This is a genomic window from Bifidobacterium sp. ESL0825 (assembly GCF_052606465.1).
In genome coordinates this window covers 450804-463697 of record NZ_CP199589.1, presented here as the reverse complement: position 1 = coordinate 463697, position 12894 = coordinate 450804, and the positions used below count along the sequence as shown (strand labels likewise).

General features: G+C 60.2%; 11 protein-coding genes, 1 tRNA gene and 3 pseudogenes. 11 read left to right on the top strand and 4 right to left on the bottom strand.

Annotated features, from left to right (window positions below):
* Window positions 1-38: 38 nt before the first annotated feature.
* Window positions 39-983 (bottom strand): alpha/beta fold hydrolase, encoded by a 945-nt coding sequence (locus tag ACUIAG_RS02045; protein WP_045924389.1) that lies wholly within the window; start codon window positions 981-983, stop codon window positions 39-41.
* Window positions 984-1086: 103 nt separating this feature from the next.
* Window positions 1087-1305 carry an alpha/beta fold hydrolase gene (locus tag ACUIAG_RS02040; RefSeq protein ID WP_045924388.1) on the bottom strand — a complete coding sequence of 73 codons (219 nt, stop codon included), beginning with the start codon at window positions 1303-1305 and terminating at the stop codon, window positions 1087-1089.
* Window positions 1306-1471: 166 nt separating this feature from the next.
* Between ACUIAG_RS02040 and ACUIAG_RS02035 the strand changes: the two genes are divergently transcribed.
* The 4 genes from ACUIAG_RS02035 (at window position 1472) to ACUIAG_RS02020 (ending at window position 4362) form a co-directional block, all read left to right on the top strand.
* Window positions 1472-2743, top strand: coding sequence for a sensor histidine kinase (locus ACUIAG_RS02035; protein WP_445339991.1), 1272 nt, complete (start codon window positions 1472-1474; stop codon window positions 2741-2743).
* Window positions 2740-3363 carry a response regulator gene (locus ACUIAG_RS02030; RefSeq protein ID WP_267400013.1) on the top strand — a complete coding sequence of 208 codons (624 nt, stop codon included), beginning with the start codon at window positions 2740-2742 and terminating at the stop codon, window positions 3361-3363. Before ACUIAG_RS02035 ends, ACUIAG_RS02030 begins: the two co-directional genes overlap by 4 nt.
* A 293-nt stretch (window positions 3364-3656) precedes the next feature.
* A complete protein-coding gene (locus ACUIAG_RS02025) occupies window positions 3657-4181 on the top strand; it encodes a hypothetical protein (protein WP_267400015.1) in 525 nt (174 codons plus the stop codon).
* Complete coding sequence (locus ACUIAG_RS02020) at window positions 4174-4362, top strand: helix-turn-helix transcriptional regulator (RefSeq protein WP_267400016.1); 189 nt, start codon at window positions 4174-4176, stop codon at window positions 4360-4362. The genes ACUIAG_RS02025 and ACUIAG_RS02020 overlap by 8 nt, the downstream gene beginning before the upstream one ends.
* Before the next feature lie 111 nt (window positions 4363-4473).
* Here ACUIAG_RS02020 and ACUIAG_RS02015 read toward each other — a convergent pair whose 3' ends face one another.
* Window positions 4474-5742 (bottom strand): tyrosine-type recombinase/integrase, encoded by a 1269-nt coding sequence (locus tag ACUIAG_RS02015; RefSeq protein ID WP_052692763.1) that lies wholly within the window; start codon window positions 5740-5742, stop codon window positions 4474-4476.
* 91 nt (window positions 5743-5833) lie between these two features.
* Here ACUIAG_RS02015 and ACUIAG_RS02010 point away from each other — a divergent pair, with 91 nt between their 5' ends.
* Window positions 5834-6058 carry a helix-turn-helix domain-containing protein gene (locus tag ACUIAG_RS02010; RefSeq protein ID WP_045924380.1) on the top strand — a complete coding sequence of 75 codons (225 nt, stop codon included), beginning with the start codon at window positions 5834-5836 and terminating at the stop codon, window positions 6056-6058.
* Window positions 6059-6162: 104 nt separating this feature from the next.
* On the opposite strand, the gene ACUIAG_RS02005 is transcribed toward ACUIAG_RS02010, so the two are convergent.
* Window positions 6163-6236, bottom strand: a tRNA-Pro gene (locus ACUIAG_RS02005).
* Between the two features lie 179 nt (window positions 6237-6415).
* Here ACUIAG_RS02005 and ACUIAG_RS02000 point away from each other — a divergent pair.
* From ACUIAG_RS02000 to ACUIAG_RS01975, 6 genes and pseudogenes are all read left to right on the top strand, one after another.
* Window positions 6416-7846 (top strand): UTP--glucose-1-phosphate uridylyltransferase, encoded by a 1431-nt coding sequence (locus tag ACUIAG_RS02000; protein WP_445339990.1) that lies wholly within the window; start codon window positions 6416-6418, stop codon window positions 7844-7846.
* Window positions 7847-7990: 144 nt separating this feature from the next.
* Window positions 7991-8774: pseudogene (locus ACUIAG_RS01995) on the top strand (helix-turn-helix transcriptional regulator); the annotation flags it as partial.
* A 74-nt stretch (window positions 8775-8848) separates the two neighbouring features.
* Window positions 8849-9494: pseudogene (locus tag ACUIAG_RS01990) on the top strand (WYL domain-containing protein); the annotation flags it as partial.
* A gap of 65 nt (window positions 9495-9559) precedes the next feature.
* Window positions 9560-9946 (top strand): annotated as a pseudogene (locus tag ACUIAG_RS01985) (helix-turn-helix transcriptional regulator); the annotation flags it as partial.
* A gap of 21 nt (window positions 9947-9967) precedes the next feature.
* Complete coding sequence (locus ACUIAG_RS01980; RefSeq protein ID WP_101432313.1) at window positions 9968-10291, top strand: hypothetical protein; 324 nt, start codon at window positions 9968-9970, stop codon at window positions 10289-10291.
* A 13-nt stretch (window positions 10292-10304) separates the two neighbouring features.
* Entirely contained in the window at window positions 10305-12869 is a 2565-nt protein-coding gene (locus tag ACUIAG_RS01975) for a DEAD/DEAH box helicase (protein WP_445339989.1), read from the top strand.
* Window positions 12870-12894 lie beyond the last annotated feature (25 nt).

Here is a 12894-nt window from a genome sequence, read left to right as displayed (position 1 = left end):
TCGTCTGACTGCATAAAATGAGATTGCTTGGAACTGATTCAGGGATGAGATGTAAGTGTGTGCCGGATAACCTTGCTGGATCGGTCAGGTTTTCCGCTTATAAAATCCCTGATGGCCTCGGACATTTTTTCAGGCACATAGTCGTGGAGATAATGAGGGGCATCGAAATACCGTATCTGTGAGTTACCTTGCTGCGCTTTGAAGGATTCTTGGATGGATCGCCACTCATCCTTGCTGAAGCCAGTGCCTTTCCCGTTGGAAACCAGTTGCAGCATCTTGATCTGTGGCAATCCAGCTTCCGCAACCTTGCGGGCGTTGGCGTTGACCGTGTTGATCTCTCGCTGGATGTCTGGATCCATGAAGTTCTTGAAGAAGAGGGTCCGGTAGACCGCCTTATCTTCAGCAGACAAATTTCCTGCTTTGATGGCGGGTGACTGGTCCGCGGTCAGTCTGGGCAGGAGACGAGGAAGTCCTGTCCGGCAAAGGGCGCCCAACAGTGCTGTGGCTGCGGCGGGAGGCACCAGGTTGCGCGTCTCATAAGCCTGTGGCGTGGCCATATCCAATCCGATGATGGCCTCCACCTCGGCAGGGTACTTCTTGGTCCAGTAAAGTGCTTCAAGCCCAGACATTGAGTGGGGGAGGAGCACATAGGGCCCAGTCACTCCGGCCCCGTGCAGCGCCGCCCTGGTCTCATCCAACATCGTGTCGATATCTCTGGGGTCCCGAGACCAGTCACTAAACCCGTACCCGGACTTCTCCACCACAATCAGACAGTATGAGTTTTGCAGTCTAGTAATGAGAGCCTTGAAATCATACAGAGGGGAAGGGGTTCCACACCCTGAAAGCAGCACCAGTTTCGGGACGCTACCATGTGTGTCCCCGAACACCGCGACACTCAGTAGTTTATGTCCCACTCTCACCAGCTGACGATATTGTGCTTCGCCCTTATCTTCCAGGGGATTCCTCGTAATTACTTGGAGCATATAGACGAGTCTACAGTAGCTGACAGCTTGTGGCAGAGCAGCAGTAAAAGCATATTGAGGAAGTGCTTTCTCGGCAAAAAAAGGATTCCGGTTCTGCGATCAGTTATTGACTTAAGTCTTGCAGCACACATCCCAGGAAGCGGTCGGGTTCCTCCCATTGGGGGAAGTGGCCGGAGCGATCGAACCAGTGCCAGCTTTTGGGGCTGTCGATTGTCTCGTACCAGTCGCGGGCGACGGCGGAGGAGACGTGGTGGTCCTGTCTGCCCTCACAGAAGGTGACCGGCACCTCGAAGTGGTGGGTGTCGGTGAAGTCCGTGTCCATCAGCTCCTGGTGAAGTGGTCGCACATCGCAGGGTTGGTGGGTTGCTTGGCAGGGGAGAGCTTTGACAAGCCGGACATGAGAACGAGCAGAGGAGCTGGATGACTGGTTGAGGTTCTGATGGAATCCTCTTTGAGATTACTATCGGTGAATCTTGCATTATTGAGACATGGCCAGCGATAACACTATGGAACCGTGCGCTGCCCAAATGGTGGTGGCCGACTGCTGCTTCACATCGGTCCCTATAGGCGCCAGGCTGCTGTCGAGCCTGCTCATACTCGTGCCCTGCCTCTATTTCATGACCTTCGTGCTGGGGCGGGTCTATGACCAGCCTTACCAGATGGACGGGCCGGGCATGGCCGAGCCGGTGAGCAAGACCGGCGCTCACGGTTGGGTCTTCGCCTTGCTGTCCCTGGTCTGCCTGCCTGTGGGCGCTTGGTTGGACGGGGTGGCGATCCTGGCGCAACTCTTCGTGGTTCCGCAACTGTTTATTGCCTTCGCCTACCTGCCGGCCTTGGGGCTGGTGGGGGTCCTGAACGCGGTGTTCGTGGCCATGGCCATGGCCGGCGTCAGGTTCCTGGGCACCGACCTGGCCGGCAATCTCATGCTCATGGGCCTGGTAGTGGTGTTCTCGGCCATGATCGGCAAATCCTTCGATATCCTCGCCCTGACCAACGGGCACAACCAGATGCTCCTGGACCAGCTCGAATCCCAGCAGGAGACCATCCGCAGGCTGAGCCTGGCCGAAGGCGCCTCGATCGAACGCGAACGGGTTGCCGGTGAAATGCACGACACCATAGCCCAATCCCTGGCCTCGGTACTGGCCCTGGCCAGGGTGGCCCGCGAAGAGCTGGACGACGACCTGCCAACGGCCCGGCGGCACCTGGACATGATCGCCGACCTGTCACAAAGCTCCCTGGACAACACCAGGCGGATGATAACCGACTCGGCACCGGCCGACCTGGACGGCAAGGATTTGAGCATGGCCCTGGAAAGGACTGTGCAAGCCGCAGCGCAAGAGGCAGGATTCCAAGCGCAATGCCGCATCCAACAGCCTTTGCCGGCACTGCCGAGGCGGACCGAGGTCAACCTGCTGCGCATCGTCCAGGAGGCTCTGGCCAACGTCTCCAAACATGCAGAAGCCAGGCATGTGCACATCAGCCTGGTACCGCAAGAGAACGGGCCGCACGATTCACATCCGGGCACGCTGGAACTGCTGATAACGGACGACGGTCTCGGCTTCGACGCCGACAACCTGGATTCCATCAGAATGGAACAAGCAGGCCACGGCTACGGGCTGCGGGACATGGCCAAAAGGGCCAAGGAATCAGGCGGGGCCTGCACCGTGACATCCGGCCCCGGGCAAGGCACCCGAATAACCATCACAGTACCGACCGAAGAGCCCGGCGACCACGACCGGGCCGGCGAGGAGGAAGCATGATACGTCTCGTCATGGCCGACGACCACCCCATGGTCCGCGAGGGCATACGCAGCATGCTCACCCGCCACGCCGACCTGGAGGTCGTGGCCGAAGCCGGCAACGGCGCCCAAGCCATAGCCGCAGTGGCTCGGACCAGGCCGGACCTGCTGCTCCTGGACCTACGGATGCCGGACATGAACGGCCCGGAAGTCACCCGCAGGATCCTGGCGGCCCAGCCCGAGACCAAGGTGCTGATCCTGACCACCTATGATTCGGACACCGACATACTGCCCGCCATCGAGGCCGGCGCCAACGGCTACCTGCTCAAGGACGTGGAACCCCACATCCTGGCCCAAGCCATCCGAGACACCGTGGCAGGAGCCACCGTGCTGAATCCGTCAGCGGCGAAGGCGGTCAGCAAAGCCCTGCACCCGCAAGACAGACCGGTCCTGTCCGAACAGGAGACCCGGGTCCTGCGAGAGGCCGCGAGAGGGCTTACCAACCGAGAAATCGCCGCCCGCCTGTACATCAGCGAGACCACCGTGAAAACCTACCTCAGCCGACTCTTCGCCAAACTCGAAGTCAACGACCGCACAGCCGCCGTAGCCAAAGCCATCGAAACCCTGGGACTGAAACCCTGAAAGCAGGACCCTTCTAAGTAGCGCAAACTACTCTTCTTGGTCTTGCTTCGGCCTCAATTGCACATGAGAGGTCCAGCCATCAGTCATCGGAGAATGGCAGGGGACCTCATATCCGAATACCGCATTACACCTTCAATGATGTGAACTTCATCGTCAATGCTGTTGGTGATAGCCAAGGAGAAATGACGAAACAAAAATATGTCAAACACACTTGACGTAAAGCTAGCTTTACATTATAGTCGTGCTCAGACCGGTTTACCTGTTCAACATTCGCATTCGGCAAGGAGCACCCCGTGAAGAAAAACGAAAGCAAGGCAACATCCGACTTGACCCGCTCACAAAGTTTGTCCGAGCCAACGGCACATGCGCGACCAAGACCGTTTGGTACTGTTCGCTTTGGATCCCATTCGATGTCGGCTCTCACTGCAGCATTGATTCCAGGTCTGGTCAGCGGTTTCGTTCTGGGAATTATTGTCGCCAGCTTCATGCCGCAGACTATGCCATGGATTATTAAGGCGCTTATCGTGACTGCGGCATTTTGTCCAGTATCAGTCAGCCTTTGCTGGGTCATCTTGGTGGATACCGACACCTTGCCCGGAGCAGATCAGCATGCCGGGGAGAACATAGAGAACCACTGGTACGGGAAAGCCGAACAGCTCTCATATCGCATTTTTTTGGGAGTTGTTTCTTTCAGCTGCCTGCTGGCCAGTTTGTTGGGTAAGGATCAGTGGGCGTTCATGTTGGTGTGCATTCTGATAGCAATGCTCTTGGTTTTTGTCCTGGCCTACACAATCATGAGGTTCATCAGTCGTGGATAACCATCTGGCAAAGTTGCGAAAAGAACACGGTTGGTCTCAGGGGGAATTATCCAAAAAACTGGGAGTGAGCCGTCAGACCGTAATTTCGATTGAAAAGGGCCATTTCGACCCATCGCTGCCACTTGCTTTCCGCCTGGCGGATGCATTCGATTTAACTATAGAGGACATATTCGAACCCTGAACATGCCCGACGCTCAGACCCTGATTGGAAATAAGGGAACTCACTGGAAATTATGCAAGGGTGCTTTTGCCTAACAACAGGCAAAAGCACCCTTATTTATACTCCGCCATGTCAGATTTGGATATCCTGGCCGATGACTTCGGCCACCTCGCCGGTGCGGTTGGGCCATAGGTCCGCGTAGGTGTCCAAGGTCTCTGTGGCCGAGGCATGGCCCAGGACGGCCTGCAGGGTTTTCACGTCCGCCCCGGCCTTGATCGCCAGGGAGGCGTAGGTGTGGCGCAGGGAGTGGATGACCAGGCCCTCGATATCCTGCATGCCCGCATCCCGCAGTGCTGGAGCCCATACCCGGTTCCGCCAGTTAGTGGTGGTCTGTCTGCCGCCTCTCGGCCCGCGCAGTAGGTAATCCTCGGGGCCATGGCCGTCGAGCAAATCTTTAATTCTGGGCAGCAGTTGGCTGGGTATGGGCACAAACCTGGTCCTGTTTCCCTTTGGCAATGTCTCAACGATATGCGAATCAACATCGACCGACTGGGTGCGTAGGACATTAATCCGGTTTCTCCCCAGATCCACGTCCCCGCACCTCAGAGACAGTGCCTCGCCGATGCGCAGTCCCGTATACGCAAGCAAGTAAATGACCGTGGCATTGGCCTCGTCCATCTGACCCGCCAGGATCTTGATCTCTTGTGGGGTTAGATATATTCGCCGTTGAACCGCTCTGTTATGTGGCACCTTGGCTTTGGCGACGGGATTGGTATCTATCCAGCGGTTTTCCACAGCCACATCCAGAATCGAGCCCAACACAATCTTGCCTACGGAGCGGATTGAGGACGCGGACAGCGAGGAGGCCGAGCCTCGTTCACCTCCATAAGGCGCCGTCCCATCGGCTAGGCTGACGTACCAGCGCTGGATCCTCGCCGTGGAAATGTCCTTCAAAGCTACGTCACCCCATTGAGGCAGAACCCACACGCGCAGCTCACGCCGGTAGCGTCCCTCTGTCGATCCCTTGATAGTGCCCGCCAGACCCTGCTGCCATAAGTCCGCTGCCTGTCGCAACGGCCTGCAGGAGTCTCGGGGATCCATGTATCGGTTCGACCGTATCCGGTCCTCGATCTCGGCCATGAAAGCCTCCGCTTCACCCCGGTAGCGAAACAACTTCCTTCGTGTGATTCCATCAATCCTCCATCGCACCTCCCAGCGTGACCCTTTGCCGAAGTCCTTGGCCCTGTATCGCTCAGGGACCTTGGCGTTCTCAGGGTCGTCGGTGTGCTTGGATAGGGAGTGCTTCATATATGCGGACGGTTCCTCCTTGGAGGTGTGCCCCTGTGCCGTCGTGACCAGGGCGGCCTTCAACCATCTGTCGTTTATCCATGCTTTTGCCATATCAACCTCTATGCGTCAGATAACAATTTGTTCCATTTAGCGATATCCAGCACCAGCTAACGGCGGTGCGCGCTGACGCATAGGAACAGGTATGAGCCAAATACAGCAAACAATGAACGATAACCCGGCTATGACACCGACCAGGCTGCTGACCCCTGCGGAAGCGGCCGAGATCCTGGTGATACCGGTGAGCACCCTGAACGCCTGGAGGGCGCAGAAAATCGAGCTTCCGTACGTGCATATAGGTCGTCTGGTTAGATACCGGCCCGAGGATGTGGCGGCACTTATCCGTCGCAATACGGTGCGGCCGGAATGAGCCGGAATGTGCCCGAAGGCAAGGGCGATGTGCCCGAAATGTGCCCGATTCGGGGCATACAAAAAATTCCAAGGCCCGGAAGCCTTGGAATCATTGCTATCTCGTCGGGCCGGCGGGATTTGAACCCGCGACCCCTTGACCCCCAGTCAAGTGCGCTACCAAACTGCGCTACGGCCCGACGGTGCATCAGCACCGAGTAGAGATGGTAGCACAGCGTCACCGGGCCGACAATGGCCCGGCGAGTCCCGGCAGACTAGTGCAGACAGACCGAGCCCCATGATCGACTTGCTATCATTATTCTGAACGGTCGGCGCAACCCGCGTCGGCCGCAAGTCGTCCCAGCCCGGAAGGGGTTTCATGAGCACAGACGTTTTCGACCTTTCGGCCGCAAAGATGCGCGACAAGGGCATGAGCGAAGTCTCCATCAACCAGTTCAGGCACCTCTACGAAACCTGGGAACGGGGAGATGCCAAAGCCTGCGTGCGTGAAAAGGACATCACCCCGCTCAAGGACGTGCCCCGCACCAAGGACATCCACGACGCCATGGACATGGACATGGCACTGGACGCATTCTCCCGCACCGCCTTCATCAAGCTCAACGGTGGTCTGGGAACCTCCATGGGTCTTGAAAAGGCCAAGTCCCTGTTGCCCATCCGTCGCCACAAGGCCCGTCGGATGCGCTTTCTGGACATCATCATGGGCCAAGTGCTGACGGCCCGCAAGCGCCTAGGGGTGCCTCTGCCGCTGATCTTCATGAACTCCTTCCGCACCTCACGAGACACCATGCGCGTGGTCAAGCAGGACCGCCGCTTCGTCCAGAACGACGTGCCCATGGAAATCATTCAGCACATCGAGCCCAAAATCGACGCCGAAACCGGCCGTCCTGTCGACTTCCCGGCCAAGCCCGACCTGGAATGGTGCCCTCCCGGCCACGGCGACATCTTCTCGACCATCTGGGAGACCGGCCTGCTGGACACACTCAAGGAGCAGGGGATCGACTACCTGTTCATCTCTAACTCCGACAACCTGGGCGCCAGGCCTTCAAGGACCCTGGCCGGTTATTTCGCACAGTCCGGAGCGCCCTTCATGATCGAGGTGGCCGAGCGGACCGAGGCTGACCGCAAGGGCGGCCACATCGTCATCGACAAGGCCACCGGACGCCTCATCCTGCGGGAGATGTCCCAGGTGGATCCGCACGACCGCAGTTCGGCCATGTCCATCCGCAAGCACCCCTATTTCAACACCAACAGCATCTGGGTCCGGGTCGATGCCTTGCGCGACAAGCTGGCCGAGTACGACGGGGTGCTGCCCCTGCCCATTATTGAAAACCGGAAGACCGTCGACCCCACTGATCCTTCCACCAGACCCGTGGTGCAACTGGAAACTGCCATGGGCTCCGCCGCCACGCTCTTTGAGGGAGCCATCTGCGTGCAGGTGGACCGCATGCGCTTCCTGCCGGTCAAGACCACCGACGACCTGTTCATCATGCGCTCCGACCGTTTCCATCTGACCGACTCCTACGAGATGGAGGATGGCAACTACGATTTCCCCAACGTCCAGCTGGATGAACGCTACTACAAGTACATCGCCGATTTCGACGAGCGCTTCCCCTACGGGGTTCCCAGCCTGGCGGCTGCCAACTCGGTCACCATCGAGGGGGATTGGACCTTCGGCAGGGATGTGACCTTGTATGCGGATGCCCATCTTAGCGACCAGGGGCGTTCCTCATATGTGCCCAATGGCCAGTATGTGGGACCCCAGGGGATCGAACCGGACGAGTGGGTCTAAAGCCAGGCGCAAGAGGGTTCAGCCTGTCAAGAAAAGGGACCGTATTTGAGTGTTTGGCTCCCACGTTCCTAAAAATGAATCTATGATAGACAGATGTGCGTTAGGCGCACTAACAGTCAAAATTTTAACGATACGCGAGGACTGATGGCAGAAGGTACGAACGGAAGACGGCGTTTCTCTGATAAGTGGGGCAAACACGAACTCGATGTCCTGGCCGTCTTATCGTCCGCTTTCCCTCAATGGTTGACTTCTCGGCAGATAGCGCAGCGGGTCAAGGCCTATGCCGACTCTTACGGCGAGCTGGCCGATCAGGCCGCCAAGGCCGCCTTTGCCAAACAGTTCCAGCGTGACCGAGCCAAGCTGGCAGCCATGGGGATCGCCATCGAATCCCGTCAGCCCGAGTACTCCTCCAAGTCCGAGGGGCAGGATTTCGCCTCCTACCGCCTGCAACTGGGGGACGAGCCCCGCATCCGTATGCACTTCAACCAGGAGGACATGCCGGTGCTGGCCGCAGCCAACTACCTGGCCCGATCCATCGCCATGTCCCAGGAGGCATGCGAAGAGCCGGTCCGCCCTGCCTCGCGCACCACTCCTCGGGTGCCGCAGGTGCCCATCCCCGGACTGGGCCTGGATTCCATAGCTCCGGGACTGGGAACCCAGCGCATTCCCGACAATCTGGTCAAGGTCATCGACTCCCGCCGCTTCGCCGCCACCGTGGACGTGGACGGAGAGAATCTGAACGTGGCCTATGCCGATTCGGACGATCTGGCCATGTTCGTCCTGGAACACCCCGATGCCTCCATCGTCAGCCCGCAGGAGGCCGCAGACGCCTTCCGGCGGCGTCTGGATGCTGCCGCCCGCTTCAAGCTGGCCGACGAGTCGATAAGCCCCGGCGCGGCAACGGTCATTTCCCCGGAGATCGCTCGCACCAGCGTCGAGCACTTCGCCACCGACCTCAGTGACGACGATACCGACCTTCGGCACGCCCGTCGGGCCAGCGCATCCTCCTTCCAGACCGGGTCCGAGGTGGATCGCCGCCTGCGGCTCATGCTTTTCCTGTCCGCACACCTGGGCGAGGAATTCTCCCTGGCCGAGCTGGCCGAGCGCTTCATCGGCCACCCCAACAGCAAGGAAGAGCTGCGCAAGTACGTCAATACCATCCACAAGGACATCAACACCCTGACCACGGTCTCGGACGACGGGGAGATGGCCGGCAGCCAGTTCTTCGACATCGACTGGTCCCTGCTGGACGACAGCGGCATCGTCTCGGCCACCAACTCGCTGGGGCTGGAACGGCTGGCTGGCATTTCGCCCCAGTACCTGAGCATGCTGACCGCCTCGCTCAACTACCTGGCCCATTCGCCCCTGCTGCCCGAGCAGTCCCGCACCCAGGCTGAGTCGCTCTACCAGCGCCTGCGCACGCATGTAGGGCCGGGCGAGACACCATGGTTATCACTCACTGGGTATGAGACCGAGCCCAAGAGCTTCTCGGTGGTCCGCCGGGCCATCAAGACCGAGTCCCTGCTGGACATGGAGTACACGGACGCTGCCGGCCGGACCCGCCGCAAGGTGGTGGCCCCTGCCAAGATCTTCGTGGACGAGGGCGTCTATTATGTCGCCGCCTGGACCGATATCGGCGACGCAGCAGAGGGCACTGAGGCTGCGGACGCTCCCTCGGATTCCAGCCGCCACCTCAAGCAGGGCACCGGACGAAACCGGCAGTGGCAGGTTCTGCGAATCGCCAGAATCGAGCATGCGACCATCGTCAAGCCCAGCCACAAGGTGGAGTTCCCGGATGTGCCGGTCAGCGAGCTGCGCAAGTGGTCCTTCGACAACGGCACGGCTGCGGTCTTCATCACCGACCGTCCTGACCTGCCCTACATCAAGTCCCTGCCGGGCGCCTCGGTTGAGCCCTGCGGACCCGGGCAGAAGGTCCACCTTACCGTCTCCTCGGACTCCTGGTTCGTGGCCTTCTGCATCGCCCACGCCAAGCACATCACCGCAGTGGCGCCCAAGACCCTTCGCACCATGATTCTGGCCCGCGCCCAGCGCGAGATCACCATCAGCGACGCTCACGACAAGGAGCAGGACCGGCACTAGTCCCGGTCGGAGAGGAGTTCCATGCCTGGATGGATCTGGATCCTTCTGGTGATCTTCATGCTGGCCATGCTGATCGGCGGAGCCGTCTACGCCATCCGACATGCCATGGCAGCCAGCCGCTCCATAGGGCGGGTCTCAGAGGATCTGAACCGCCACATGCCCCAACCCCCGGCGGCAGGGCAGTCCCAGGCAACGGATAGGACTGAGGGACCGGCCTTCGCCCTGCCCCTGTCGCAGTCAACCGAGCGATACAGCCAGGCACATGCCCTGGTGCTGGAGCGCAAGGAGCAGCGCAGGAGGAACCACGGCCTCATCTGGCGGCGGTGGAAGCATTTCAATAGGTAGTTCTTGGAGGAACATGTCAGGTCATCGTCACCACGGACAGGATTCATCAGCATCCGAACCGGGGCCGGCGGAACGTTACGCGCGTTTCAGTCGTCACCGCAAACAAATGACCGGTGCGCCAGCACGCTTTCAGTCCAAGCTGCCCTTCCCTTTGGATGACTTCCAGCTGGAGGCCATCACCGCCCTGGAAGATGGCGACAACGTCCTGGTGGCCGCTCCGACCGGCGCTGGCAAGACCATCGTGGCTGACTTCGCAGTATTCCTGGCCCAGGAACAGAACGTCAAGACCTTCTACACCACCCCCATCAAGGCCCTGAGCAACCAGAAATACCATGACCTGGTCGACCGCTACGGCGAGGATCGGGTGGGGCTGCTGACCGGCGACACCTCCATCAACTCCGAGGCGGACATCGTGGTCATGACCACCGAAGTCCTGCGCAACATGCTCTATGAGCAGTCCTCCACCCTGACGGCACTGAAGTACGTGATCCTGGACGAAGTCCATTATCTGGCCGACCGCTTCCGAGGACCCGTCTGGGAGGAAGTCATCATCCATCTTCCGGCCTCCACCCGCATTGTGGGGCTGTCGGCCACCGTGTCCAACGTGGAGGAATTCTCCGACTGGATCTCCTCAGTGCGCGGACGCACCCATCTGGTGGTCTCCGAGCGCAGGCCGGTACCGCTGGAGCAGCACGTCCTGGTTCAGGCCGACAGGCACACCGAGCCAGAGATCCTGGACCTGTATCGGCACGACGGCTCAGGACGGCAGACCCCAAAGATCAACCCGCGTCTGGTCTCCCGGCTGGCCCAGCTGGACAAGGCCGGACAGGAGCATGCCCAGGCCCGTAACCAAGGACATCACCATCGCCATGGCCGTGGCGGCAGGCCGGAGCGAAGGATGGGGGAGCGGTACCGTCCAAGCCGGGCCGACGTGGTCGATGAGCTGGACTTCATGGACATGCTGCCCGGCATATACTTCATCTTCTCCCGCACCGGCTGCGACCAGGCTGTTCAGCAGTGCATCCGGGCAGGGCTGCAGCTGACCACCGATGAGGAGGCCCGCCGCATACGGCACATCGTGGACTCCATGGCAGCAGGCCAGCTCAGCAAGGAGGATCTCAAGGCGCTGGGATTCGCCCAGTTCCGCTTCGCTCTGGAGCAGGGGTTCGCCGCCCATCACGCCGGCGTGGTCACCCTTTTCCGGCAGATAGTCGAACATCTGTTCGAGCTGGGACTGCTTAAGGTGGTCTTCGCCACCGAGACCCTGGCCCTGGGCATCAACATGCCCGCCCGCTGCGTCGTGGTCGAGAAGTTGGAGAAGTTCGACGGCACCGGCCATGTAGCTCTGACCCCCGGCGAGTTCACCCAGCTGACCGGACGGGCCGGCCGGCGCGGCATCGACGACATCGGCCATGTGGTGGTCGTCGACCACCGGGACTTCAGCCCCAAGACCATGGCCGCCCTGTCCAGCAGGAGGGTCTACCCGCTGCACTCCAGCTTCCGACCCACCTTCAACATGGCCGTCAACCTGCTCAACTCATCCAGCTATACGCGTGCTCGGGATACCCTGGACCACTCCTTCGCTCAGTGGGAGGCCAACCGATCAGCCTCGGAGCTGGAGGAACGCATCGAGACCCTGACCAGCGGTCTGGAGGACTACCGCAAGGCCGCCCAGTGCAGCCGTGGCGATCTGATCGAGTTCATGCGCATCCGTACGGCCCTCTCTTCGGCCCAGAAGAACGACCGCCGCCGTCTGAAGCGCCAACGATTCACCAGCGAGAAGGCCCGCGACCGGGCGTTCCGAGACCTTGACCGGCACATCGACCAGCTGCGCGAGCAGGAGCGCAACCATCCCTGCCGCCAGTGCCCGGATCTGCCCAAGCACCTGCGCTGGGGGAACCGGTGGATCCGCATGGACAAGGAGCTGCAGCGCACCCGGGAACAGTACGAGTCCAAGACAGGGTCAGTCTCGCGCCAGTTCGACAGGATCTGCCAGATTCTGGCCGACCTGCGCTACACGCGACCTGTGGATCCTGACGACTGCCGACTGACCCGGAAGGGGCAATTGCTTCGGCGAATTTACAGCGAGCAGGATCTGAGTCTTGCCGAGATCCTGGATCGTGGCATCCTCAACGATCTGAAGCCCGCTGAACTTGCAGCGGCCGTCTCCGGGCTGGTCTACGAATCCCGCCGTGGGGTAGGGGAGCAGCCGGGGGATAGGGCCGGGTATCGAGCTCCCAGGCTGGTTGACGCCATGGAGGATATGAAGCGTCAGTGGTCCCAGGTACAGGAACGCTGCGATCAGGCTGGATTGGGACTGCCGCCTGAACTCGACTTTGGCTTGGGGCCGACCATCTACGACTGGGCCTGCGGCGACTCGCTGACCACCATCCTGCGTGACAGCGATCTCACGGCGGGGGACTTCGTGCGCAACGCCAAGCGTCTGTCCGATGTGCTCACCCAGATCGTCCAGGTGGAGCCCTACCTGGGCAGGGGAGGGCACCACCTGGCCAGGACTGCCAGCATCGCCGCAGACCAGGTCAACCGCGGCATTGTGGCTTATACAGGCGTGGAGTGAACACGGGCCCAATCCGGGAATAAGT

What these genes read in the sequence shown, in the direction of transcription:
- ACUIAG_RS02045 (WP_045924389.1), bottom strand. Translation starts at nt 983, where the DNA reads ATGCTCCAAGTAATTACGAGGAATCCCCTGGAAGATAAGGGCGAAGCA.
- ACUIAG_RS02040 (WP_045924388.1), bottom strand. Translation starts at nt 1,305, where the DNA reads ATGGACACGGACTTCACCGACACCCACCACTTCGAGGTGCCGGTCACC.
- ACUIAG_RS02035 (WP_445339991.1), top strand. Translation starts at nt 1,472, where the DNA reads ATGGCCAGCGATAACACTATGGAACCGTGCGCTGCCCAAATGGTGGTG.
- ACUIAG_RS02030 (WP_267400013.1), top strand. Translation starts at nt 2,740, where the DNA reads ATGATACGTCTCGTCATGGCCGACGACCACCCCATGGTCCGCGAGGGC.
- ACUIAG_RS02015 (WP_052692763.1), bottom strand. Translation starts at nt 5,742, where the DNA reads ATGGCAAAAGCATGGATAAACGACAGATGGTTGAAGGCCGCCCTGGTC.
- ACUIAG_RS02010 (WP_045924380.1), top strand. Translation starts at nt 5,834, where the DNA reads ATGAGCCAAATACAGCAAACAATGAACGATAACCCGGCTATGACACCG.
- ACUIAG_RS02000 (WP_445339990.1), top strand. Translation starts at nt 6,416, where the DNA reads ATGAGCACAGACGTTTTCGACCTTTCGGCCGCAAAGATGCGCGACAAG.
- ACUIAG_RS01980 (WP_101432313.1), top strand. Translation starts at nt 9,968, where the DNA reads ATGCCTGGATGGATCTGGATCCTTCTGGTGATCTTCATGCTGGCCATG.
- ACUIAG_RS01975 (WP_445339989.1), top strand. Translation starts at nt 10,305, where the DNA reads ATGTCAGGTCATCGTCACCACGGACAGGATTCATCAGCATCCGAACCG.